General features: G+C 67.6%; 23 protein-coding genes and 1 riboswitch. Of the genes, 7 read left to right on the top strand and 16 right to left on the bottom strand.

From position 1 onward, the window contains the following. Positions 1-16: 16 nt before the first annotated feature. The 6 genes from AB4Z44_RS16720 to thiC all read right to left on the bottom strand — a co-directional run bounded on the left by AB4Z44_RS16720 (position 17) and on the right by thiC (position 5,172). Complete coding sequence (locus tag AB4Z44_RS16720; protein ID WP_404710817.1) at positions 17-424, bottom strand: hypothetical protein; 408 nt, start codon at positions 422-424, stop codon at positions 17-19. 52 nt (positions 425-476) lie between these two features. Continuing rightward, positions 477-1,205 carry a hydroxyacylglutathione hydrolase gene (gloB, locus tag AB4Z44_RS16715; protein ID WP_404710816.1) on the bottom strand — a complete coding sequence of 243 codons (729 nt, stop codon included), beginning with the start codon at positions 1,203-1,205 and terminating at the stop codon, positions 477-479. Positions 1,206-1,215: 10 nt separating this feature from the next. Beyond that, complete coding sequence (locus AB4Z44_RS16710) at positions 1,216-2,283, bottom strand: NAD(P)H-dependent flavin oxidoreductase (protein ID WP_404710815.1); 1,068 nt, start codon at positions 2,281-2,283, stop codon at positions 1,216-1,218. 90 nt (positions 2,284-2,373) lie between these two features. Further along, complete coding sequence (locus tag AB4Z44_RS16705) at positions 2,374-3,063, bottom strand: Fic family protein (RefSeq protein ID WP_404710814.1); 690 nt, start codon at positions 3,061-3,063, stop codon at positions 2,374-2,376. Further along, positions 3,064-3,237 (bottom strand): hypothetical protein, encoded by a 174-nt coding sequence (locus AB4Z44_RS16700; RefSeq protein WP_404710813.1) that lies wholly within the window; start codon positions 3,235-3,237, stop codon positions 3,064-3,066. 87 nt (positions 3,238-3,324) lie between these two features. Continuing rightward, positions 3,325-5,172 (bottom strand): phosphomethylpyrimidine synthase ThiC, encoded by a 1,848-nt coding sequence (gene thiC / locus AB4Z44_RS16695; RefSeq protein WP_404710812.1) that lies wholly within the window; start codon positions 5,170-5,172, stop codon positions 3,325-3,327. A 38-nt stretch (positions 5,173-5,210) separates the two neighbouring features. Then, a riboswitch (TPP riboswitch) is annotated at positions 5,211-5,318 on the bottom strand. Positions 5,319-5,425: 107 nt separating this feature from the next. On the opposite strand from thiC, the gene AB4Z44_RS16690 reads away from it, so the two are divergent. After that, positions 5,426-5,815, top strand: a complete 390-nt coding sequence (locus AB4Z44_RS16690; protein ID WP_404710811.1) for a glycine zipper 2TM domain-containing protein — start codon at positions 5,426-5,428, stop codon at positions 5,813-5,815. 5 nt (positions 5,816-5,820) lie between these two features. Here the strand turns inward: AB4Z44_RS16690 and AB4Z44_RS16685 are convergent, their stop codons facing one another. The 9 genes from AB4Z44_RS16685 to AB4Z44_RS16645 form a co-directional block, all read right to left on the bottom strand. After that, positions 5,821-6,663 (bottom strand): COG4223 family protein, encoded by an 843-nt coding sequence (locus AB4Z44_RS16685; protein ID WP_404710810.1) that lies wholly within the window; start codon positions 6,661-6,663, stop codon positions 5,821-5,823. A 67-nt stretch (positions 6,664-6,730) separates the two neighbouring features. Continuing rightward, a complete protein-coding gene (locus tag AB4Z44_RS16680; protein ID WP_404710809.1) occupies positions 6,731-7,657 on the bottom strand; it encodes an EamA family transporter in 927 nt (308 codons plus the stop codon). Beyond that, positions 7,654-8,334, bottom strand: coding sequence for a uroporphyrinogen-III synthase (locus tag AB4Z44_RS16675; protein ID WP_404710808.1), 681 nt, complete (start codon positions 8,332-8,334; stop codon positions 7,654-7,656). Before AB4Z44_RS16675 ends, AB4Z44_RS16680 begins: the two co-directional genes overlap by 4 nt. Before the next feature lie 115 nt (positions 8,335-8,449). After that, entirely contained in the window at positions 8,450-9,367 is a 918-nt protein-coding gene (gene hemC, locus AB4Z44_RS16670; RefSeq protein ID WP_404710807.1) for a hydroxymethylbilane synthase, read from the bottom strand. Positions 9,368-9,414: 47 nt separating this feature from the next. Further along, on the bottom strand, positions 9,415-9,867 hold the full coding sequence (locus AB4Z44_RS16665) for a tRNA (cytidine(34)-2'-O)-methyltransferase (RefSeq protein WP_404710806.1): 453 nt from the start codon (positions 9,865-9,867) through the stop codon (positions 9,415-9,417). Positions 9,868-9,975: 108 nt separating this feature from the next. Then, a complete protein-coding gene (locus tag AB4Z44_RS16660) occupies positions 9,976-10,665 on the bottom strand; it encodes a hypothetical protein (RefSeq protein ID WP_404710805.1) in 690 nt (229 codons plus the stop codon). A gap of 269 nt (positions 10,666-10,934) precedes the next feature. Beyond that, positions 10,935-13,451 (bottom strand): S8 family peptidase, encoded by a 2,517-nt coding sequence (locus AB4Z44_RS16655; protein ID WP_404710804.1) that lies wholly within the window; start codon positions 13,449-13,451, stop codon positions 10,935-10,937. Positions 13,452-13,464: 13 nt separating this feature from the next. Next, on the bottom strand, positions 13,465-14,661 hold the full coding sequence (locus AB4Z44_RS16650; RefSeq protein WP_404710803.1) for an AAA family ATPase: 1,197 nt from the start codon (positions 14,659-14,661) through the stop codon (positions 13,465-13,467). A gap of 330 nt (positions 14,662-14,991) precedes the next feature. Next, entirely contained in the window at positions 14,992-15,888 is an 897-nt protein-coding gene (locus AB4Z44_RS16645; protein WP_404710802.1) for a DUF5681 domain-containing protein, read from the bottom strand. Positions 15,889-16,653: 765 nt separating this feature from the next. Here AB4Z44_RS16645 and tsaD point away from each other — a divergent pair. Beyond that, positions 16,654-17,685: a tRNA (adenosine(37)-N6)-threonylcarbamoyltransferase complex transferase subunit TsaD gene (gene tsaD / locus AB4Z44_RS16640; RefSeq protein WP_404710801.1), complete on the top strand. Its 1,032-nt coding sequence runs from the start codon at positions 16,654-16,656 to the stop codon at positions 17,683-17,685. Further along, positions 17,682-18,659: an NAD(P)H-dependent glycerol-3-phosphate dehydrogenase gene (locus AB4Z44_RS16635; protein ID WP_404710800.1), complete on the top strand. Its 978-nt coding sequence runs from the start codon at positions 17,682-17,684 to the stop codon at positions 18,657-18,659. Before tsaD ends, AB4Z44_RS16635 begins: the two co-directional genes overlap by 4 nt. Positions 18,660-18,777: 118 nt before the next feature. Here the strand turns inward: AB4Z44_RS16635 and AB4Z44_RS16630 are convergent, their stop codons facing one another. Next, positions 18,778-18,945, bottom strand: a complete 168-nt coding sequence (locus AB4Z44_RS16630) for a DUF1674 domain-containing protein (RefSeq protein ID WP_404710799.1) — start codon at positions 18,943-18,945, stop codon at positions 18,778-18,780. Positions 18,946-18,997: 52 nt separating this feature from the next. Between AB4Z44_RS16630 and AB4Z44_RS16625 the strand changes: the two genes are divergently transcribed. The 4 genes from AB4Z44_RS16625 (at position 18,998) to AB4Z44_RS16610 (ending at position 23,431) form a co-directional block, all read left to right on the top strand. After that, a complete protein-coding gene (locus AB4Z44_RS16625) occupies positions 18,998-20,275 on the top strand; it encodes an RsmB/NOP family class I SAM-dependent RNA methyltransferase (protein WP_404710798.1) in 1,278 nt (425 codons plus the stop codon). A 60-nt stretch (positions 20,276-20,335) separates the two neighbouring features. Next, complete coding sequence (rpe, locus tag AB4Z44_RS16620) at positions 20,336-21,001, top strand: ribulose-phosphate 3-epimerase (RefSeq protein WP_404710797.1); 666 nt, start codon at positions 20,336-20,338, stop codon at positions 20,999-21,001. Beyond that, positions 21,001-22,701, top strand: coding sequence for a heparinase II/III family protein (locus AB4Z44_RS16615; protein WP_404710796.1), 1,701 nt, complete (start codon positions 21,001-21,003; stop codon positions 22,699-22,701). The genes rpe and AB4Z44_RS16615 overlap by 1 nt, the downstream gene beginning before the upstream one ends. 181 nt (positions 22,702-22,882) lie before the next feature. Then, positions 22,883-23,431 (top strand): hypothetical protein, encoded by a 549-nt coding sequence (locus tag AB4Z44_RS16610; protein ID WP_404710795.1) that lies wholly within the window; start codon positions 22,883-22,885, stop codon positions 23,429-23,431. Positions 23,432-23,538: the final 107 nt, after the last annotated feature.

The following is a 23,538-nucleotide window of genomic DNA, read 5'->3' as shown; positions in this document are numbered from 1 at the left end:
CAGGGTGACGATCGGCCTACTTCGCCTTGGTATAGGGCACGAACTTCCCGAACGTACAACTCCCCACCCACGATCCCGCGGGCGGGGTCTCGATGACGTCGGCCACGTCGCCGCGGCAGAGCTGGTTGCTCGGCGTCTTGATCACCAGCACGCGGAAGCTGCTGAGTTGGGGACAACCGCCTTCGAAGCGGCTGACATAGAGCGTGTTGCCGATCTTATAGACGATCCCGGTGCGCTCGATCGTGGTCGACGACATGGTGGGGTAGCGCGATATGCATTCGGCGGGCGGCCCCGCCGTCCGGCCGGCGAGCATCCTGGCCAGTTCCGCCTCGGGGTCCTGGCCCGGCCTGTCGCGCGCGGCGATCGGGACCGACGCCAATCCAGCGAGCCAGACGACGGACATGATGGCGGTTCGCAGGCGCATGGCCGACTCCTTTGCCGTTTCAAACACCTGTAGCACGGTTCCGTGCCGCAGTTCAGCCGCGGAACGCGTCCTTTTCGGCGCGCCGCCGGCCGAGCTCTTCCGCGCTGCCCGCGCGCATGAAGGGGTTGGTCGCGCGTTCCAGCGCGATCGTGGTCGGCACCGTCGCCTCGCCGCGCGCACGGGCGGCATCGACGTCGCGCATGCGCGCGGCGATCGCGTCGTTGTCGGGCTCGGCCACCCGCGCATAGCGTCCGTTCGACTGGGTATATTCGTGCGCGCAATAGATTTTCGTTTCGGGCGGGAGTGCGGCGAGCCGCTCCATGTTGCGCCACATCTGCGCCGCCGTCCCCTCGAACAGCCGGCCGCAGCCCATCGCGAACAAGGTATCGCCGACGAAGGCGATCCCTGCCTCGGGCAGATAATAAGCGACATGGCCGGCGGTATGCGCCGGCACCTCGATCACGCGCGCCGCGAACTTGCCGATATGCACCGTGTCGCCCTCGCCGACCGCGACATCGAGCGTGGCGATCTTGGCGGCCTCGGCCGCGGGTGCGCTCACGGTCGCGCCGGTCGCTGCCTTGATCGCGGCATTCCCGCCGATATGATCGCCATGCCAGTGGGTGTTCCAGATCTGGCCGATCGTCCAGCCGCGTTTCTCGGCTTCGGCCAGTACGGGCGCGGCCTCGGCCGGATCGATCACGACGGTCTCGCCGCTGTCGGGATCGTGCGCCATCCAGATATAATTGTCCTGGAGCGCGGGGATGCGGATGACTTCGATCATGCGCAGCGCCTTACGCCGGAGCCGATCCGCCGTCGAGCAGAGCCAGCGCGTCCGCCGCGAGCCGCCGGGTCAGCGCCTCGGCACCTTCGGCGTGGGCGAGCCGCGCCGCCTGCCCGGCCCACATATTGGCGAAGGCGGCGGGATCGGCCTTGCGCAATTCGGCCAGCGCATCGCCGGCATGCGGGAAGGGTGGGGCGACCGGGCTGATCGGCCCGCGCTCGCGCACCAATCGCGTCACGAAGCCGCGTGCCAGCCGGCCCGTGAAGACATTGGTGAAGACCGTTTCCTCGGCCGCTTCGCCTGTGAGCAATTGGCGATGGACCGGCCCGATCAGACTTTCCGGGCAGGCGAGATAGGCCGTGCCGATCTGCACTGCCCCCGCCCCCAGTAGCAACGCCGCCGCCACGCCGCGCCCGTCGGCGATTCCGCCCGCGGCGATCACCGGCCGATCGATCGCATCGACGATCTGCGGCACGAGCGCGATCGTCCCCATATGGCTCGCCGGATCGGCCGGCAGGAAGCGCGCGGCATGCCCGCCCGCCTCCCACCCCTGCGCGATCACCGCATCGACCCCGCGTTCGGCGAGCCAGCGCGCCTCGGCCGGGCTGGTCGCGCTCGACAGGATCAGGGCGCCGGTCGCGCGCACGCGATCGAGCAGGGGTTCGGGCGGGAGGCCGAAATGGAAGCTCACCACCTCGGGCTTTGTGTCCTCGACCGCCGCGCAATAAAAGTCGTCGAACGGCCGCCGCGCGACCGGCGGAACGGCCGGCGGCCCGACCCGATATTCGTCATAATAAGGCTGCAGCGCCGCTCGCCACGCCGCGTCGTCGACCGCATCGGGCATGACGTGGCAGAAGAAGTTGAGATTGATCGGCCCGCTCACGGCGATCCGCACCGCCGCCACCTGCGCGCGCACCTGATCGGGCGAGATACTCGCGCAGGGCAGGGAGCCGAGCGCCCCGCCGCGCATCGCCGCGATCGCCAGCGCCTCGCCGCCGGCAGCCGCCATCGGTGCCTGCACGATCGGCGTGGTGATCCCGAACCGCTCGATCAGCCGCCGGCTGCGCCAACCTGCCACGATCTCGCCTCCCGACCTGCATGGTATCGCAGAAATGACTATTTCTTTACCGGGCAGCAATGCCCCGCACCTGTGCCCGCCCTCGTTCCTTCAATGCAATTTTCGATCTCTTGGTGATCCGGCGGCGGGGTTTTTGGCATCGTTATAGGCCGACAGTAATTGGGTCGCTAAGCATCGATCAAGCAGTTGTTCCAAGGCAGATAGGTCAAGCCGCTTTTCCGCCCAATGACGATCAGCATCTTCTAGCGCCTCGTAATATGGCGTGCGATCTGCAGCAATTTGTTCGGGCACGGTCTCACTGCCCGGCAGTAAATATCCAAGTCTACCGCACAGAACATAATAAGCCAAGGCTCTTGATGTTCTTCCATTTCCGTCGGTAAATGGATGTATCCAGTTTAGTCGCCACATCACATAGGCACACAAATGGAGAGGCTCAGACTTGTCGGCCTGATCCATTACATAGTCACACATCTCGTCGATTAACCCGGGGACGAGATGCGCCTTTGGCGGAGTGTGCTTACTCTCGCCAATCTCAATATCGCTCGGTCTGAAATTTCCAGCGTAAGCGGAAAGTCCGTCCAAGGCGATTCTGTGCAACTCAAGGATCATGGAGGTCCGCAAGCGAAAGGGCCGGGACCCTCTCGCTATCTCGTCCACCATATCGAGCATCCGATCGAATTGAGCGACGGCGTTCTCGGATTCCCGACGCGCAACCTCATCCGCATCGGTCACCAGCGACGGCTCCGCAGCGATACTATGTCGCTGTTGCTCGTCGCCCATTTAGCCGCGTTTCCCGATTTTCTCCGCGGCTGCAGCCACCATCTCTCTCGTCACGCGCGCGTTTTCGATATGCGCATTTCCGTAAGCGAAGCTGCGGCGCTGGGCTTCCTTTTCCTCAACCGACATCGACTTTCGACGCGCCGCCTCCATCAATTCTTTCAACTGCTCACTCATAAACGCTCCTCGCCAAGCATGCCATTTTGGCCCGGCATCCTCTTCCGTCAACGGCATTGCGACAAAATGGTTCAGGATATGTTCTCATCACTCCGCCGCCGGAAGATAAATCTCCCCACCCTTCTCGCGGAAGATCTCGCTCATCTCGGCCATGCCCTCCTCGGCATTCCCGGCCGCGATGAACGTATCCGCCGGCGCATTCTGCTTGGCCGCGAAATCGCGGACCTCCTGCGTGATCTTCATGCTGCAGAATTTGGGCCCGCACATCGAACAGAAATGCGCGGTCTTGGCGCCTTCGGCCGGGAGCGTCTGGTCGTGATATTGCTCGGCCGTGTCGGGATCGAGGCTGAGGTTGAACTGATCGCGCCAGCGGAATTCGAAGCGCGCGCGGGACAGCGCATCGTCGCGCACCTTCGCCGCCGGGTGGCCCTTGGCGAGATCGGCGGCGTGGGCGGCGAGCTTGTAGGTGACCACGCCGACCTTGACGTCGTCGCGATCGGGCAGGCCGAGATGCTCCTTGGGCGTCACGTAGCAGAGCATCGCCGTGCCGTACCAGCCGATCATCGCGGCGCCGATGCCGCTGGTGATATGATCGTAGCCCGGCGCGATATCGGTGGTGAGCGGCCCGAGCGTGTAGAAGGGGGCCTCGCCGCACGCCTCGAGCTGCTTTTCCATATTCTGCTTGATCTTGTGCATCGGCACATGGCCGGGGCCCTCGATCATCACCTGGACGTCCTGCGCCCAGGCGCGCTTGGTCAGCTCGCCCAGCGTATAAAGTTCGGCGAACTGCGCCTCGTCATTGGCGTCGGCGATCGATCCGGGGCGCAGGCCGTCGCCCAATGAATAGGCGATGTCGTACGCCTTCATGATCTCGGTGATCTCGTCGAAACGCTCGTAGAGGAAGCTCTCCTTGTGGTGCGACAGGCACCATTTCGCCATGATCGATCCGCCGCGGCTGACGATGCCCGTGACCCGCTTGGCGGTCATCGGGATGTAGGGCAGGCGCACGCCGGCATGGATCGTGAAATAGTCGACGCCCTGCTCGGCCTGCTCGATCAAGGTGTCGCGGAAGATTTCCCAGGTCAGGTCCTCGGCGATGCCGCCGACCTTCTCCAGCGCCTGGTAGATCGGCACCGTGCCGATCGGAACGGGTGAGTTTCGCACGATCCATTCGCGCGTGTCGTGGATGTTGCGCCCGGTGGAGAGGTCCATCACCGTGTCCGCGCCCCAGCGGATCGACCAGACCATCTTGTCGACCTCCTGCGCGACGTTGGAGGCGACCGCGCTGTTGCCGATATTGGCGTTGATCTTGACCAGGAAGTTGCGGCCGATCGCCATCGGCTCGGATTCGGGGTGGTTGATATTGTTGGGGATGATCGCGCGGCCGCGCGCCACCTCCTCGCGCACGAATTCCGGCGTGACGTAATCGGGGATCGAGGCGCCCCAATCCTGCCCGTCGCGAACATATTCGGCGAGGCGGGCACGGCCGAGATTCTCGCGCTCCGCCACATATTCCATCTCGGGGGTGATGATGCCCTTGCGGGCATAATGCATCTGGCTGACGTTCATGCCCGGCTTCGCGCGCAGCACCGTGCGGCGCACGTTGGGGAACGCCTGGACGCCGCCCGAGCGATCGGGGCCGAGCTGGCCGTTATCCTCAGGGCGAACCTCGCGCTGGAGCACCTCCTCGACATCGCCGCGCTCGCGAATCCAGTCGCGGCGCAGCTCGGGCAGGCCTGCCATGATGTCGATGCGGGCATTGGGATCGGTGTAGGGGCCCGACGTATCGTAGACGCGCACGGGTGCCTCGCCCGAGGACGGCTCCAGCGAAATCTCGCGCATCGCCACCTTGTAGGGGCCGACATGGATCTTGCGGCTGCCCCGGATCGGGCCGGTGGTGACGGCAAGCTCGGTGCGGGCGGGGATATCGGCCATATGCGCTCAGTCCTCTTGAGGGAGGGACGGGCGTTCCCTTGGGCCAGGAACTCCCTTCCCTCCGCCGGTGTTAGCCGGATCAGGTTCGACGGGTCGCGGCCGATTGCCGCCTCTCAACCGCACGCGCGGTCCCCCGGGGAGGCGCCATCCTAGGCGCGTCGGTCGACCCGGGCAAGCGGCGCGGAACGCACGCCGGCCGGTCTGCGTTCACCGGATGTCCGTCGGCCCCGCCGATCCGACCAAGGAGAGAAAGATGCCCTCGATTCGCAATCTCGCCATGAGCGCAGCGCTGCTGCTGCCGCTGAGCGCCTGCATGGGCGACGGCTACGGCTATGGCGGCCCGTCGCATTATGGGCCGCCCCCGGGCGAGCCTTATTATGCCGATCAATATTATCGCGACGATCCGCGCTATCGCGAGCACCGGCTGCGCCGCAACGACATGGTCTATCAGGGCCGCGACGGGCGCTATTATTGCAAGCGTTCGGACGGCAGCACGGGCCTGATCGTCGGCGGCATCGCGGGCGGCCTGCTCGGCAATATCATCGCGCCGGGCGGATCGAAAACGCTGGGCACCCTGCTCGGCGCGGCCGGCGGCGCGGCGGTCGGCACCAGCATCGACAAGGACAATGTCCGCTGCCGCTGAGCCGCTTATCGGCCGGCGGGGGCCGCCATCGGTGAGGCCGGCGCCTTGAGCAAGGCGGCGGTCTCCACCTTGTCGAGCGCGCCCCGCGCCAGCACGTAGCGGCGCGCCGACGCGAGCCATTCGCTCGCGCGTGCCGATCCGGGCAGGCGCGCGACTTCGGTGGCGGCGACATCGACCTGGCCCTGCGCGAGCGCGTGATCGGCGCGCGCCAGCCGGTCGCTCGGCACATTCGAGGGTGCGGAGGCATGGCGGACGACGAACAGGTTGCCCATCTCGCGGCGCACGCCCGTCCACCAGCTTTCGTTGGGCGCGGCGGTCGCGAGCGCGGGGCGGAGGGTATCGAAACCGTCCTGGAGCTGGTTGAGGGTGACGGGGCGCTGGGCGCTGGCGATAATCAGCGCGACCGAGGGCGCGTCGGTCGATCCGAAATGCTGGCGCAACAGCCCTTCGAGGTAACCGAGCGGCTGGCCGCGATCGAGCGCGCGCCGCGCCGCGAAGGCGGTCAGCATCGCCTCGGCACGATCGGCATCGCCGCTGGCGGTGCGCGCGCGCTGGTCGATCGCATCGATCCGCGCCTCGATCGTGTCGACCCGGTCGGTCAGTTCGGTGTCGGGGAGGCCGGGCGTCCCCGCCGGCGCGGGCTGGGACGCGAGCGGTCTTGCGGCCGCGACCGGCGTGGGAACCGGCACGGGTTTGACGATCGCCGGATGGAGCCAGATCGCGATCTTGTCCCACCGGCTGACCGCATAAGCGGTGAGCGCGATGCCGAGCGCGAACGCGACGAGCATGGCGATCAGCGGTCCGGCCATGCCGCGCTTCGGCCGCGTTCCGTAGAGATCGTCCTTCATCGGCTCCCCTTCTGCACCCTTCTTAGCCGCGCCGCTTCGTTATGAGTAGAGGCTGGCCGGATCGGCCCTAGCCGATGCCCGCGCCGATCAGCGCGAGGATGACGCCGAGCGCGACCAGTACCAGCCCGGCCACCTCGTGCGGCTTCAGCACCTCCTTCAGGTAGAGATGCGCGAAGCCGATCGTGAAGATCACCTCGATCTGGCCGACGACGCGCACCAGCGCCACCGGCGCGGTCGCGAAGCCGGTGAACCAGCAGGCCGATCCGCACGCCGCCAGCAGCCCCACCAGCCCCGAATTGCGCCAGTTCTCGGCCATGGCGCGGAGCGTCGCGGGCTCGCGCAAGGCCACGTAGCTGCCGTGCATCGCGGTCTGCATCAGCATCACGATCACGAGGGTGATCAGAGCGGTGGCGGGCTCGTCGGCGAGCGCGAGATGGCCGGTCGCGCGCTTCACCAGCAGGCCGGTGAGCGCGAACAGCGCCGCCGCGCCGAGCCCGCACAGAGCGGCCGGCTGCACCGCGGCGCGCGCCAGATCGCGCGCGCTCGTCGCCTGGCCGAACAGCGAGAGGATCAGGATGCCCGCCACGCCGGTGCCGATCCCCACCCAGGCGAGCCAGGGCAGCCCCTCGCCGAAGAAGACGGCCGCGGCGAGTGCCGCCATCAGCGCCTCGGTCTTGGAGAAAGCGGTGCCGACGACGAAGCCGCGATGCCCGAAGGACAGGATCAGCAAGGCGGTGCCGAGGATCTGGGCGAGGCCGGCCGCCGCCGCGAGCCCCAGATAGGCCGGCGAGAGGCGGGGAACGGCGATGCCGGCAATGCCGAGATAGAGGCCCGCGAACAGGATCGCGAAGGGCGCGCCATAGGCATAGCGGATCAGCCCGGCGCCGCTGACCGAAAGTTTGCCGCGCAGGCGCTGCTGGAGCGCGGTGCGCCACGCCTGGAACAGCCCCGCGAGCAGGGCGGCCGGCAGCCAGATCGGGGTGGCGATGATCATGCCAGCGCGGCGGCCGCCTGGAGCAAGGCCGTGTCGGTGGGGGAGGCGGCGATCGCGACCGCTGCCCAGCCCGGCCCCGCCGCCTGCGCGGTGGCGTGGCTGATCGCGGCGATGCGGATCGCGGACGGATTGGCGATCAGCCCGGCGAACAAAGCCGCGGCCCGGGGCGAATGGAGCAAGGCGATCGCGCCGTCGGCCAGCGCCGCGCGGGCCGCTTCGGGCAGTTCGACGACCGGATCGGCGGCGTAGACGATGCGGCGCGTGATCGTGAGCGCCGGGTGGCCCGCATCGCGATGCTCGCGCCCGGCGAGGTGGAGCGGGCGGGCGATCCCGTCGGCGGCCATTTGCGCGAGCAAGGCGGGGGCGTCGCTGGTGCCGATGCGGATGTCGGCGAAGCCGGCGGCGCGCGCGGCGGCGGCGGTCGCCGCGCCGACCGCATAAGCGGGCAGGGGCCGGTAGCGGGCCAGCGCGTCGCCGGCATGGCGCAGCGCATTGGCGCTGGTGAGCATCAGCGCGTCGTGGCGCGCCGCGGATGGCGTCCAGGCGACGGGGCCGATGGTGAACAGGGGGGCTGCGGTGGCGGCGAAGCCCATCGCCGCGGCGCGCGCGACCGTCGCGGCATCGCCGGGCCCCGGCCGCAACACCAGCACCCGGCGCGCTTCGGCCTCAGCCTTCATAACAAGAGATCGTCACCCTGAACTCGTTTCAGGGTCCACCATGCGTGCCGCACCGTCCGTGCCAATTGCCTGGTGGATCCTGGAACGCGTTCAGCATGACGGGATTGGGAGGAGGTCACCCGAACAACGCGCGCAAGCCCGGCGGCGCGCGCTCCAGCAGGATGCGCGCCAGCCGTGCGGGCCCTTCGCCATCGTCCAGCGCGAACGTCACCGCCCCCGCCTCGCACAATGCGCCATCCTCGCTCAATATCTCGGCGCGCAGGTGGATCGCATCGCGCGTCGCCATCTCGGCCAGCGCCGCCACCGGCGAGCGGCAATCCGCCCCCAGCGCCGCGAGGAACGCGCGCTCGGCCCGCACGCACGCGCTCGTCACCGGATGGTCGATCGCCGCGAGCAGCGCGAGCAGCTCGGCGTCGTCCGCGCGCGCCTCCACCCCGACTGCGCCCTGCGCCGGAGCGGGCAGCATCGCCTCGACCGCGATCGCGCTGCCGACGCCCTCGCGCCCCAGCCGGTCGAGCCCGGCCGCGGCGAGCAGGGTGGCATCCGCCTCGCCCTCGGCCAGCTTCCGCAGCCGCGTATCGACATTGCCCCGGAACAGCAGGATCGCCGCATCGGGCCGCGCGCGGCGCACCTGCGCGGCGCGGCGCGGGGAGGAGGTGCCGACCCGCGGGTTGGCCGGCAGGGCGGCAAGGCTCTCCGCCCCGATCAGCCGGTCGCGCACGTCGGCGCGCGGCGGGATCGCGGCGATGACGATGGCCGCCGGGCGGATCGTCTCGACATCCTTCATCGAATGGACCGCCAGATCGATCTCGCCGTCGAGCAAGGCGCGATCGAGCTCCTTGGTCCACACCGCCTTGCCGCCGACCTCGGCCAGCGCGCGATCCTGCACCTTGTCGCCGGTGGTGCGGATGGGCACGATCTCGATCGCCTCGGGCCCGAGCCCATGCGCCAGGCGGATCGCATCGGCGACCATGCTGGCCTGCCAGAGCGCGAGCGGGGAGCCCCGGGTGCCGAGACGAAGGTGACGTGTCATGATGCGCGCGTCTTAGCCGCGCGGCGCCAAATGCCAAGCCGGGCCGGTCACGCCGGCAAGGTCGCGGTCTGGCGCAGCGCCTCGCCCAGCGCGAGCGCGGCCGATGTCGCCAGGTTCATCGATCGCACCTGCGGCCGCATCGGGATGCGCAATTTCTCGTCGCAGGCATCGGCCACCGCCGCCGGCACGCCCGCGCTCTCCTTGCCGAACAGCAGGATATCGTCGGGCCGGAAGGCGAACGTGTAGGGCGATTGCCGCGCCTTGGTGGTGAACAGCACCAGCCGGCTCGCGCCGATCGTCGCGCGGAACGCATCGAAGCCGGCGTGGCGCGCGATCGCGACATGATCGATATAATCCATCGCGGTGCGGCGCACGCGCTTGTCGTCCCAGGCGAACCCCATCGGCTCGATCAGGTCCACCGCCGCGCCCATGCAGGCGCCGAGCCGCAGGACGGCGCCGACATTGCCGGCGATTTCGGGCTCGAACAAAGCGATGCGCATCGCGGCTGATTGGCGCCGGCGACGGCGCCATGCAAGCCCGCGGCCGATCCCGCGGCGCGGAATCCGGATCGCCGCCGCACGGAAACGCGCACGGCGCGACCGGGCCGCCTATCGCCGCGAAGGCCCCAAGCCCTCCACCCGCTCCCCATAGGTGATCCGGATCCGCACCCACGATCCCACCAGCGACCGGCCCTTGTAACGCGGCGGCCGCACCTTGAACTGCCACGCGGCGGCGAGCACCGATCGCTCGATATTCGATCCTTCGGGCGATTCCCCCAGCCCGACGCAATCCTCGACCCGCCACTCCGGCGCCGTGCGGCAGGCGATCATCGCCCAGCCCGGCCCCTGCGCGGTCGAGAGATAGCCGCGCAGCTCGTCCGGATAGGGCTCGCGGAACCAGGCGGCGGCATAAAGCGGCTCGCCATTGGGCGCGGTGCCGACGATGGCCGAATCGTTGGGATCGGGCCCCGGCGCGGGCGGCCCGTAGACCGCCTTGGGGGCGGCGGGCGCGGCCGGTGCCGGGGTCGGCGGCGGTGTCGGGACGGGCGCCGGCTGCGGCGTCTGGACGATTGGCGGCGGCGGGGCGGTCACCGTCGGCATCGTCACCGGCGCCGGTGGCTGGCTATGGCTGGGCTGCGTCGCCGCCCGCTTCGGCTGCGGCACGACGGGCTCGGTCTTCGGATGCGCCACCGGCTCGGGCGTGATGCTCAGCACCGTCAGGCTCTTGCGATCGGGCTTCGGGCCGAAATGCGGCGTCAGCCCGAGCAGGACGAGCAGCAGCACGAGCTCGACCAGCATGGCGGCCCCGAATGCCGCGAGCCGGCGCGATGGCGTGGCCCATTCGAATGAGAAGCGCCTGACAAGGCCGTTCAATGAAGCTGACTCCGGGACTCGGCAACGGCCTGAAGGGCGTGCTCCTGCGGGGGTGTGCCTGAATGGTTCGGGAATGAGGCGGCGGGGTGGGTTTGCTAAACTCACGCCTCTCCCCTGCCAGATGCGCTCGTGAAAACAAGAACGCCGCCAAATATGATGTAGTCGATGCTAAAGAGGAATGCTGCTGCCCGAATTTAGCGCCTCGCCTGTATCCGCTGATGGGTCGTCAATTCGCTTAACTGGACTCGACCCGCCTGCAACGTCCGCTTCATCTGCTGGAAGATGGGGGCGATACCCTCTGGATCGCGTATTGTGACAACCAGAGTGAAGGGCACGCCCGTCGCAGGAAACCGTGTTTCCGCGCGTCGCGTCGCGGATACTTCCAGCCTCCACTGTGAACTCTCACCAACCCCTGCTTCGCTAAGGCGCGCATGATAGCGCTTCGTCGGCCACCACTTTAGGCCTTGATTGATCAGTTCCTTTTCCGGAACGGGCTGTCCCGCCGTCTTGGGTAAGAACGACTGGTCGAAACGATCCCGATAGCTCGGCGAGCCGTCTTTGCGTGTGGCGCGCTGGCGCTGCTGAAGCTTGGCGTCGAGGTTCACCCGGACGAATTCCGCGCCAAATGCCCCGTCGATTGGAGGCTGATATACCAGCGTGGCCGTAGCGTCGCCCCTACAAGATCCGGTTGCCGGGTCGACCAAGGCTTGAGGCCAGTCGAAGTCGAAGCGCAACACCTTCGGCCTTACGACATCGTTAGGTATCACACTTTGAAACACCAAGGTAATTGAATGGTCATCCGTGACCAGCATTTCGCTCGTGAGCACGGGCATTCCAAACCCGACAAACTGGCGCGATAACGTAGAAAGCCCACGCGCGGTCAATGCGGACGGATTGACGCAATTGTGGATCAGGAGTGCGCGGAGTGCGTGGGCGGGCAGATACCCTTCGATCACGCTCTCAAGCGATGCAAGCGCCTTTGAAACCAGCGGTGCCGCGAAGCTCGTTCCGCAATTTGTCAGTACGTCACCTTCCGGTGATAGCGAGGCTAGGAGGTGGTTAGCCGACGGCCCGGATCCATCGTTGCCGCCAAAGTGCGCCACATCTGGCTTGCACCCAACGCGGAGGCCAGGGCCTCGCCGGGTGTATGTCGTGGGTAATCCTTCGCGATGGAGATTGCAGCCCGGCGGATTGATCGCTCCTACCGAGATGCATCGCACGCTTTCGGTTGGCTTGAATATCGTATCCGGATCAGTTCGCGCGGCAAAATATCGGACGGCATCACTTGGTCGTTTTGGCCAAGGGGCCCGTAGGGAGTTTCCCGAAAGGTTGCCAGCAGAGTTTACAATTACTACGTCGTGCTTATCCGCAATTTTATCGAGGCGTGCAGCATAATAGCTGTAGTTGTCAGCTTCGACTGGCGAAACCGCGTTGATACTTAGATTGACGACACGGATACCGTGGTTTCGAACTGCTTCTCCGATCGCTTGATCCATCTCTGCCAAGAAGTCGTCGAAACCATTGCGGTAGCTGTCGAGAAACTCACCTTTGGGATAAAGAGCGAGGTCGACTAACTCGCAGCCATCGGCCTCCAGCCCGGGTAGCTCGGGGTTCATGCCGGCCGCACCGACGATTAATCCACCGACAAATGATCCGTGCTCGCGGTCGACCTCATCCTCATCGAGGTAGTCGTGCCGCCCAAGAATCCATTGTTCAAGCGCAGGACCAAGGCCCGAGTCTATTACGCCGACCTTCGGATAGCGTATATTAGGCATTCGCGCTGGGAGTGCACCCACTCTGTCGCTCGGCATTCCTTCAGCTTCCGATAGTTCCACTCGTAAGGGCAAAGAAATGCGGCGAACCGACGGATGCTGCACTAGTCGATTAAGCGCCTCTTCATGGCGGTTAAGATCCACGTCGATTTCACTTGATATCGTGTCGGGCGGCCGAGTGGCGGATAGCAGCGCCGGCGCTTGGCGTGCGGTGAGCTTGAGCGCGATCGGTGTCTCTCCGCCAGCTTCCGGAAGGCGCCACGCCACGATACCGCGGCCAAGGTTTCTCAGCAGCGCTTCAAGGCTGCCGGATAACGACCGCTCTCCAGGAACCGCGGCCATTTGAGGGTCGCGGCGTTCGGCGTCGCGCGGATTCTCAAATAGTTCAAGGAGATAGTAGCCACCGGTGCGCGCATCGGAAAGCCAAGCAACTGCAGTCTGGGCGTCAAACCGTCGCTTAGCAACTGGATCTGGGATTGAGATGTCCTCTACTGCTCCCACCTCCGAGCGGATTACCGACGGACGCGCTTCGAAGCTTCCATCTTCTTTCTCCACCCAGTTAGTTTGCGGCTCGGCTTCTGAAACGACATTCACCAAGTCGGCCAGCTTATTCGCTTCAGCAAAGTAGTAAATTTCGCCTAGCCCGGCGGCGCCTACGCTAGGGAAAAGATCGGGCCTGAACAGCGCCCGGACGGGCCGATGAGACTTCGCCAAGGCGCGATCGCGCAGCTTGACTCGCACATAACCTGCTCTGCCCGTTATCTCAGCATCCAGTTGGCTGGCTAAGCGCTGGATGCTGCCCGCCAGCTTGGCTTTGTGTTTAGCGAACTCTTCATCTCGGCCGGCAAAGAAGTCGTGCGGCGGCCCACCCTTTCCCGGTTCCGGCGGCACCACGTAGTCGTTATCGTTCAATACGATCTGGACGGGATTGTTAGCCATTTGCCACAGCCGGTTATGCCGGCTCCTCCTTCATCCATCGGCTGATCGTTCCCTGATCTCTGCCAAGAAGCTGTGCCACCGAAACCTGAGTAAATATTCCGCCAACGTTCCCCAGCAGCGACTTCGCTATTATGCGAGGTTCTTCCCTTAGTACTGCAAGCCTTGGCCGGTCCCGGAGGTCGGCGCTTGTAATCTGATAGCGCTGTAAAGCGGCGAGGACTTCGTTCGCATCGAGATGCAGGTCGTCAGAGTCGGCCCTCTCCAAAACGTAGTAGCGCTTTATTGCATGAGCCATCCCGCGGATGTCCGCTCCGCTGGCGCCATCGGAAGCCCAAGCCAGCAAATGCAGGGCGCTATCTTGAACCTTCAACGGTGAAAGGAATTCCGCGATCAGTCGCTCGCGCGCGGTAGCGGGCGGAAAGGGCATTTCGATCTTTACTTCAAAGCGTCGCCAGATTGCTGGGTCGAGCAAATTTGGATGATTAGTCACGGCAACCGTGAGTCCTAAGGGCGCCCGCACGTCGAGACACTGCAGAAGACTGTTCACTACACGCTTGATTTCCCCAACCTCCTGAGGGTCGTCGCGCAGCTTCGCCAGTGCGTCGAATTCATCCAGCAGCAGGACGCAGCGATAGCGGTTGGCGAACTCGAACAGGGTGCCGATGTTGCGAGCCGTCGTGCCTAAGAACGAACTCATTATGCCGTCGAGGCGGGCCAGCACCACCGGCAAGCCGAGTTGGGCTGCTATGTGCATTGCGGTAACAGTCTTGCCGGTGCCCGGCGCTCCAAATATCAACGCGCTGTGTGTGGGCGCGATTCCAAGCCTTCGCAGACTGTCGTAATCGGCCCATTCACGCAGCATGGCAGCAAGCGCCTGTTCCAACTCATCGGTCAGCACGGGCGGAAGGTTGGTCAGCGCTGCATCGAAGATCAACTGGGCGAGCGGCGCGCCGCTTTCCTTGTCAAAAGGCGGGTTTGTCAATGAACTAAGCTGGTCTCCGACCATGCTCCGCGACAACTCAACCCGACTCGGCTGAAGCGTCGCGATCCTCTCACCGGCTTGGAGTAGCAACTCGATTGTTTCGGCCGCTTCTCCGTCTCCGCCCTTTTTTAAGCGGTCACGTAAGCGCTCGACTTGCTTGCGAAACTTTTCGTCTCCGCTCGCAAGTCCCACCCGGCAAAGTGACTGAATTACTGCAAGATGTTCCACGTTGCGTGCATAGCCCTATGATTTGACGCATTGTATCGACTGATAAATGCATAAATTCAACCGAAAAGTGCATTTACCGTGTTTTTTGACGGGCGGGGTGCGGAAGCGGCGGGGAATGCCGAGGATAACGTGCCCTCGCCACTCGGGTAGCCGTCCCACTCATGTGCCCGCGCGATCACGAGTCGGCTCGCGCCGGCCGCGGTTAGCAGCACGCGCAACTCGTCGAGCAATACTGTGGCGACGATGAAGGTTAGTATCTTGCCCGTACGCATCTGATCGCGACCAGATCCTCGTGGCTGATGCTCTCGCGATGGATAAGATCGTCCGCCATCAATACATCTCGTCCAGCTTCCGCATGACCTCCGCTTTCTCCTCCTCGCTATAATCGGACCATGGCCTTTCCGGCGGCGGGGGCGGCAGCGGTTCCGGTTCGATATGGGCGAGGCGTTCGGTCGTCGTGCGGTACCAGCGGCGGTTGTGGGCCAGCACGGTGCGGAGCGTGGTGAAGGCGATGCCGGGTGGGAGGGCGCGCACGGTGGGGCGCAGTGGGGGTGTTTCGTCGGGCTCCGCGTCGGGCGCGCCGGTCGTTTGAGGAGTGGGCTCCGCCGGTGTGTCGGTGGGGGCTTCGGCCGAGGCTGGGTTCAGGGCACAGGCGGGCGTCGGCGTCGCGGCGGGGTCGGCTTCGGGTTGGGTCGGTTCTGCCGGTTCGGCCTCGGGCACTGTGCCCTCCCACAGCACTTCGTCGGTCGCGACCAGGCCGGTGCGCGGGTCGATGTGGAGCGTGTCGGGGTGGGGGTGGGGCGGCTCGGGGAGGGGCTGGTCCTGCTGCTCGGCCAGCGCGCAGAGCTCGGCCCAGCCGGTCTTGGCGTCGAGCGCGTCCCTGAGGATCGCGGTGCGCTGGGCGGCGCGGCGGGTCTCGATGCGGTCGGTCAGCTCGAACAGGAGGCGGGCGTGGAGCCGGCTCCCCTGCGCCGCCGCCGCCCCGATCGCGCGGACGGCGGCCTGGAGCGTGGTGAGGTAGACGATGCGGCCGTCCGCCTCGATCGGCACATGGCGATAGACCTCGTCGAGCACGACATCGTCGAGCCAGGACGCGCCATAGGTGCCGCGATAATCGCGCTTCGGCCTGCGCGGGCGGCCGCGCGGGTTGCCCGATCGGCCGGGCTGGAAGCGATGCTCGACCGGCGGGCGGTTGCGGCCGACCTCGTAGGCGGGGGTGGGGGTCATCTTGCCCTCCGGGAAGACGGAAAATCAGGGGTTCGCGCAGAGGTGCGGGGAGGGTGCGGTTCGCCGCGCTCATTCTTCGATCGTCACCCCGCACGTGATGCGGGGTCCCGCTTGTTCTGCATAGAAGCGGGACCCCGGGTCTTCGCCCGGGGTGACGGGTGACGGGGCGCACAGCGCAGTTCAGCGAAGCTGGAGCGTGATGACTTCAGGGTGATCCGTCATCCCCGCGAAGGCGGGGATCCATATTCTCAAAGGTTCGGAGTTTATGGATCCCCGCCTTCCGGGTCCCCACAAAGTAGTACTTTGTGGGGTGCCCTTCGCGGGGATGACGGAAATCTCCGCGGCTCCGCGCCTCTGCGCGAACCACTTTCTTCTTTTTTGGGTGAAATAAATCGCTCGCGGTGGGCCCCCTCCACCATGCTACGCATGGTCCCCCTCCCCGTGCCGGGGAGGATCTTGAATGTTATAATGAGGAGGTGGAGGACACAGCTTTGACGATGATCTTTTATACTCCCCGTCTTCCCCCGAACAATGCGGATTTATCGACATCTTGCTGCGCTGTTTGGGTGACTTTGCCGGTATTTTGTTCCCTGTTCGGACGGACAGGGAAAACGCCGCCTCTTCCCTCGGCGATCAGCCCGATCGGGGCCCCCGCCACCAACCAAAAACACCGATTTTCCCTGTTCCGGGCGCAATAACAGGGAAAAACAGGGAAGCCGGCCGAGGGATGACGTGCCCGCGTCGTGGGGGTAAGGCGCTCGGCCCATGCTGATCCTCGGTCTCGAATCCTCGTGCGATGAAACCGCCGCCGCGCTCGTCACCGGCGATCGGCGCATCCTGGCGCATCGGCTGGCGGGGCAGGAGGCGGCGCATACGCCCTATGGCGGCGTCGTGCCCGAGATTGCGGCGCGGGCGCATGTCGAGGCGCTGATGCCGCTGGTCGAAGGTGCGATGGCGGATGCGGGGGTGAGCCTGCGTGACGTCGATGCGATCGCGGCGACGGCGGGGCCGGGGCTGATCGGCGGGGTGATGGTCGGGCTCGTCACCGCCAAGGCGCTGGCGCTCGCGGCGGGCAAGCCGATGGTCGCGGTCAACCATCTGGAGGGGCATGCGCTCTCGCCGCGGCTGGCCGATCCCGATCTGGCCTACCCCTATCTGCTGCTGCTCGTCTCGGGCGGGCATTGCCAGTTGCTCGAGGTGCGCGGCGTCGGTGACTATCGCCGGCTGGCGACGACGATCGACGATGCCGCGGGCGAGGCGTTCGACAAGAGCGCCAAGGTGCTGGGCTTGGGCTTTCCCGGCGGGCCGGCGGTCGAGCGGGCGGCGGCGCTCGGCGATCCGCGCGCGGTGCCGTTGCCGCGGCCTTTGGTGGGATCGGGCGAGCCGCATTTCTCCTTCGCCGGGCTCAAGAGCGCCGTCCTGCGCGCGCATGAGGCCGGCATCCATAGCGCCGAGGATATCGCCGCCTCGTTCCAGCAGGCGGTGGTCGATTGCCTGATCGATCGCACCCGGCTGGCGCTGCGCCGTGCCGATCGGCCGACCGCTCTGGTGGTGGCGGGTGGGGTCGCGGCCAATGCGGCGGTGCGCGGCGCGCTGACCGCGCTGGCGGCGCAGCATGATCTGCCCTTCGTCGCCCCGCCGGGCTGGCTGTGCACCGACAATGCCGCGATGATCGCCTGGGCCGGGGCCGAGCGCTTCGCCGCCGGGCTGACCGATCCGCTCGACGTGCCGGCGCGCGCGCGCTGGCCGCTCGATCCGACGGCGGAGAAAGCGCGCGGCGCGGGAGTGAAGGCATGACGATCGGGGTGATCGGCGCGGGCGCGTGGGGCACGGCCCTGGCGCAGGTGGCGGCGCAAGGGGGCGACGTGCTGCTGTGGGCGCACGAGCCCGAAGTGGCCGAGGCGATCAACGATGCCCACGCCAACCCGCTCTATCTGCCCGGCGTCGATCTGGCCGCCGGCGTGCGGGCGACCGCCTCGCTCGCCGATCTGGCGGGGTGCGAGGCGTTGCTGGTGGTGACGCCCGCCCAGCATATGCGCGGCATCCTCGCGCGGACGCCGGTGGGGACGACGCCGTTGCTGCTGTGCGCGAAGGGGATCGAGGCGGGGACGATGGCCTTGATGTCCGAGGCGGCGGCTGAAGTGTGTCCCGAGGCGCCGGTGGCGGTGCTGTCCGGGCCGACCTTCGCGAGCGAGGTGGCGCAGGGGCTGCCGACCGCGGTGACCCTCGCCTGCGCCGACGAGGATGTCGCCGGGCGGCTGGCCGAGCGGATCGCACAACCCGCGTTCCGCCCCTATCGATCGACCGACGTGGTCGGCGCCGAGATCGGCGGGGCGGTCAAGAACGTGCTCGCGATCGCGTGCGGGGTGGTCGAAGGGGCGGGGCTCGGGCGCAATGCGCGGGCGGCGCTGATCGCGCGCGGCTTTGCCGAGATGACGCGGTTCGGGCTGGCGCGCGGGGCCAAGGCCGAGACTTTGGCGGGGCTGTCGGGGTTGGGCGATCTGGTGCTGACCTGCTCGTCCGAACAATCGCGCAACTTCTCGCTCGGGCTGGGGCTCGGGCGCGGGGCGGCGGCGCAGGCGTTGCTGGCCGATCGGCGGACGGTGGCCGAGGGCGCCTTCACCGCGCCGGTGCTGGTTCAGGCGGCGCGCGCGGTGGGCGTCGAGATGCCGATCTCGGAGGCGGTGGCGGAACTGCTCTCGGGCACCAGCCGGGTGGCCGACGTGATCGGCACCCTGCTCGCCCGCCCGCTCAGGAGCGAGGCGTTGTGAGTATTCCCACACCCGTCATCCCGGCCTTGAGCCGGGGTCCCGCTTCTTCCGTTCCGCAGAAAGGCAGCGGGACCCCGGGTCAAGCCCGGGGTGACGAAACAAGTGGTTGAAACGAAACCTAAAAGTCGACCGCGATGCCCTTGCGCTCCCAGTCGCCATAGCGGGTCGGCGACAGGCCGTCCTCGGGCTTGGGCGGCTCGGCCGAGGGCGCGGGCACGGGAGTGTTGGGCGAGAGGTGCGCGGGGGGCTTCAGGTGCGGCGGGCGGCGGGATGGTTCGGTGGTCATTGCGGCAGGGCCTCCACGCGTCCACATGGGCCGCGATGATGGTTCAGACAAGATGAGTGAGACCGAGAAGGCCCCCGAGCGGTCTGTGGTCGGCGTGCCCGCGCGTGCGGCGGCGCTGAAGCTGCTCGACGCGGTGCTGCGGCGCGGGCTGCCGCTGGAGAGCGCGCTCGATCGTGCGGCACAAGGCTTGGAGCGGGCCGAGGATCGCGCGCTGGCGCACGCGATCGTGGCCGAGGTGCTGCGCCACCTCACCGATCTCGATGCGCTGATCGACAGCGCGACCGCGAAGCCGCTGCCCGACGACGCCAAGGCGCGCTTCGTGCTGCGGATCGCGCTGGTGCAGGCGATCCGGCTCGGCACCCCGCCGCATGCCGCCATCGCGACCGTGCTGCCGCTCGTCGATGGCGGGCCGAAGCGGCTGGTCCATGGCGTGTTCGGGGCGCTGATGCGCAAGGGCGTGACCATGCCCGATCCGCCCTCGCTGCCGGGCGAAGTCGGCGAGCGCTGGGCGCGGACCTGGGGCGAGGCGATGGTCGAGGCCGCGGCGCGGATGATCGCCGTGCCGCCGCCGCTCGACCTGACGCTGCGCGATCCCGCGGCGACGGCCGCATGGGCCGAGACCCTTGGCGGCGAGAGCCTCGCGCCCGGCCATGTCCGGCTCGCCGCGGCGCGGGTCACCGAACTGCCCGGCTTCGCCGAGGGAGCGTGGTGGGTACAGGACCTGTCGGCGTCGCTGCCGGCCCGCTTGCTGGGCGCGGGGTCCGGGCATGCGCTCGATCTGTGCGCCGCGCCGGGGGGCAAGACGATGCAGCTTGCCGCGGCCGGCTGGGACGTCACGGCGATCGATCTGTCCGACTCGCGGCTCAAGCGCGTCGGCGAGAACCTCAGGCGGACCGGGCTCAAGGCGAAGCTGCTGGTCGGCGATGCGCTGACCTTCACGCCCGCCGGACCCGCCGATGCGGTGCTGCTCGACGCGCCCTGCTCGGCGACGGGCATCTTCCGCCGCCATCCCGACGTCCTCCACCGCGTCCGCCCGCGCGCGATCGCGGGGCTGGCCGAGAAGCAGCGCGCGATGCTGGCGCGCGCGGCGAGCTGGGTGAAGCCCGGCGGGCGGCTGGTCTATTCGGTCTGCTCGCTCGAGCCCGAGGAGGGCGAGGCTGTGGCCGACGCGTTCCTCGCCAGCCATGCTGGCTTCGTCGCGGATCCGGTCGCGGCGGCGGAGTTGCCCGCGGGTTTCGCGCCCGACGAGGCCGGCCGCGTGCGGGTCCTGCCCGGGGTGACGGCCGATGCGGACGGCTTCTTTGTCGCGCGGTTCCGGCGGGCTGGGTGATGCCGCAGCGTCTCCGAAACCGGATTCCCCAGCGTCGCAAGCTGCTCTAGGACGGAGACCATGGCCCGCCCCGTCCGCATCGCCCCCTCGATCCTGTCCGCCGATTTCGCCAAGCTGGGCGAGGAGGTCGCGGCGGTCGACAAGGCGGGGGCCGACTGGATCCATGTCGACGTGATGGACGGCCATTACGTCCCCAACATCACGATCGGCCCGGCGGTGGTGAAGGCGATCCGCCCGCACACGCAGAAGCTGCTCGACGTCCACCTGATGATCTCGCCGATCGACCTCTATCTCGATGCCTTTGCCGAGGCCGGCGCGGACACGCTGACGGTCCATCCCGAGGCCGGCCCGCATATCCACCGCACGCTCCAGCACATCAAGTCGCTCGGCAAGCGCGCGGGCGTGGTGCTCAACCCGGGGACGCCGGAGAGCGTGCTCGATTACCTGATCGATCTGGTCGATCTGGTGCTGGTGATGAGCGTCAATCCGGGTTTCGGCGGGCAGCATTTCATCGACAGCCAGCTCCGCAAGATCGAGGCGATCCGCGCTCGGATCGACGCGACCGGGCGGCCGATCGACCTCGAGGTCGATGGCGGGATCGATCCGGTGACGGCGGCGAAGGCGATCGCGGCGGGCGCCGATGCGCTGGTGGCGGGTACGGCGACCTTCAAGGGCGGTCCCTCGCAATATGCCGCCAATATCGCGGCGCTGCGCGGCCACGCCTGATGAGCGACGAGCCCGGCGCGGGCGACGACAAGACGCAGAAGTTGCGGGCGGGGGGCGCACGCGGCTCCAGTCTGGCCGAGCGTCTGGCGAACGGACTCAATCGCCTGTCGTGGCGCACGCCCCTGCACGGCCTGCGGCTGCGCGGGCGCTATCCGGTGCAGTTGCTCGACGTGCCGGCCGATCCGATTCCGGGGAGCCCGCGCGCGGGGCGTGCCCTGCTTGAGGGGCGGATGCTCCACAGCGGCGAATCGGTCGCGATCGAGGCGCTCGGGCGCGGCGGCTTCTCGCCCGCATTCGCCGATTACCTCCACAGCTTCGCCTGGCTGCGCGATCTGGCGGCTGCAACCGCGCGACGCGACGGCGCGCCGGTGGCGCAGGATCTGATGCGGCGCTGGCTCGATCGCCACGCCCGCATCGTCAGCGAGCCCGCCTGGCGCCCCGATCTGTGGGGGCGGCGCATCCTGTTCTGGGCGGCCTATGCCCCCTTCATCCTCGACACCTACGACGTGGAGTATCGCAAGGAGGTGCTCCACGCATTGGCCCGGGGTGCCCGCCACCTCGATCGCACCGCGGACGGCGCGGCACAGGGCCTGCCGCGGGTCGCGGCCTGGTCGGGGGTGATCGCGGCAGGCCTGCTGATTCCCGGCGGCGATGCGCGCGCGGGGCAGGGCGAGGGCGGGATCGCCAAGGCGCTGGCGCTGGCGATGCATGACGATGGCGGGCTGTGCTCGCGCGTGCCGGCCGAGCAACTGGCGCTGATCGAGTTGCTGGCGCAGCTGCGTTCGGTCTACGAGGTGCGGGCGCGGCCGCCATCGGGCGCTGTGGCGCGCGCGCTCAACAGCGGCGTGCCGATCCTGATGAGCGCGACGATGGGCGACGGCGGCCTTTCGAGCTGGCAGGGCGGTCGTCCGACCTCCGGGGGCCGCGTTGCGGCGGCGGTGGCGGCCGCGGGCGTGCGGACCGGGCCCCATGACGATGCCCGCGACTGGGGCTATCAGCGGTTGACCGGGGGACAGGTCGTGCTGGTGATGGATGCCGGCCCCCCGCCGGGCGCCGCGCTCACCAAGGGCGGCTGCGCCTCGACCCTGGCTTTCGAGATGTCGGACGGTCCGCAGCGGCTGATCGTCAATTGCGGTGGCGGGCGCGGTCAGCCCAAGGAACTGGCCGAGGGCTTGCGCACCACCGCGGCGCACTCGACGCTGGTGCTGGCCGATACCAATTCGACGTCGCTCAACGACGATGGCACGCTCGGGCGCGGCGTCACCGAAGTATCGCTGACCCGCGGGACGAGCGAGGCGGGCACGCGGATCGAAAGCAGCCATGACGGCTATGTCCGCCGCTTCGGGCTGGTCCACCGCCGCCGGCTGTTGCTGGAAGCCAACGGGCGCATGCTGGAGGGCGAGGACCGGCTCGAGCCCGCGGCGCGCAGGCGGCCCGGCGGCGCGCTGGGGTTCGCGATCCGGTTTCATCTCGCGCCGGGCATCGAGACGGTGCTGACCGCCGATGGGCAGGGCGCGTTGCTGCGGGTCGAGGAAGGGCCGGCGTGGCAGTTTCGCACCCGCGGCGGAACGCTGCAGATCGAGCCGAGCCTGTGGGTCGATCCCGCCGGCCGACCGCGCCCGGCGCATGCTCTGGTGGTGGCGGGCGAGGTGCCGCCCGAAGGCGTTACGATGCCGTGGTCGCTGCGGAAGGTCGGCTGACCGGCGCTCCTGGCTGCCGCCGAACATATCCACATATTTCATGAGTTTGTTGCGCGATTGCTATGTTGCATTGCAGCACGAACTATGATTCCTTCCGTATTCGAGCGAATGCCAGGGTTAAGCTCTCGGCAAGTATGCCGTGCTTAGTTTCGGGCGTCTCTGGGGTGGAGGGCGAGCGAGTATGGGCGTGCAGATGAGGCCGGCCGACGGAGCGATGGCACTGGCCGAAATGAAGGAGTTTGCGGGTTTTCCCGCAGCAACCCAGCGTTATATCCGACGCGCGCTGGATGTCGGGCTCGGCCGCACCGATGCGATGGCGCGCTGGTCGCGCGATGTGGTGGAAGCTGCCAGCATCAAGGCGCAGGCCCGCATCTACTGCCGGCTCGATCACATTCGCGAACATCTGCCCGACGATAGCGGGCTCGATCAGATGGAACCCTTCTTCGCGCCGCTGGTGACGATCTCGGCGTTCGATCTGGGGCAGGGGCGGCTGAGCAATTTCGCCGCCTACCGCTTCCTCTACGAACGCCTCGTCGGCGGCGGCGTGCGGCCGTGGCTTCCCGGCGCCTTCTGCGCAGCGGCGGCGCTGCCGCATCTGCACCCGGAAAAGCGCCGGACCCTGCTCCAGTCGATCAGCGAAGCCGCCGCGACCGCGCCCGGCTGGTCGAACCGGCAGCCCTGCTTCTACCCGGAGTGGGTCGACAAGGTCGATACGACGCTCGCGAACTGACCTCCAAGGATCCTCCCCGGGCATGCTCGGGGAGGTGCAGGGCATTTTACTCCAAATCGTTTCGCTTCGGGCAGGAACGCCATCGCCTTTCCCGACGTTCGGCGGCA

This window comes from Sphingomonas sp. MMS24-J13 (genome assembly GCF_044905095.1).
Taxonomy (GTDB): Bacteria; Pseudomonadota; Alphaproteobacteria; order Sphingomonadales; family Sphingomonadaceae; genus Sphingomonas_I.
This window is presented reverse-complemented; position numbering and strand designations above follow the sequence as displayed.